The sequence below is a fragment of the Dellaglioa sp. CoH-57-MRSF-19 genome, from assembly GCF_056781975.1.
On record NZ_JBXAXW010000141.1, the window covers coordinates 1 to 448 of the forward strand.

A 448-nucleotide genomic window follows, 5' to 3' on the forward strand; every position below is an offset into this window, starting at 1 on the left:
TCCACGAAGAGATCCACTCGACAGGCTCCGGTGACGCCGGCGAGCTCCGCCGCGTGCTGCGCTGCCGTGAGCGCGTGGCGCCGGATCATGTCGTCGTGAATCGGCTCCATGGTGGTGTCCGTGGAGTACTTACTCTTGGTGTCGTGCCACACGCTGGAGGCTGGAAGCTTGATCAGCGCAGGGTCTGCCGCTCGGATGGAGGATCCGATGATCATGGGCACTTCGATCTCAATGAAGGGAGGTCGAACGGATTCTTCGACGAGGACGACAGGGTCGTGCTTGGCGGCGTCCTCGAGCGCGGTCGTCAGCTCACGTGGTAGCAGGACGCGGGAGATGCCGTAGGAGGCTCCGAGTCGAGCGGGTTTGACGAAGACCGGCAGCTCCAGCTCACGTGTCACCGTCTGCTTGAGCTTGCGCAGATCACGGCCATACCGGTAGTCGATTCCCT

The 448-nt window shown here is 62.9% G+C and carries 1 protein-coding gene; it reads right to left on the minus strand.

Annotated features, from left to right (window positions below; translation table 11 throughout):
* On the minus strand, positions 1–448 hold a 448-nt coding region (locus AC1RO3_RS08655; protein WP_481764027.1), incomplete at both ends, for an ATP-grasp domain-containing protein.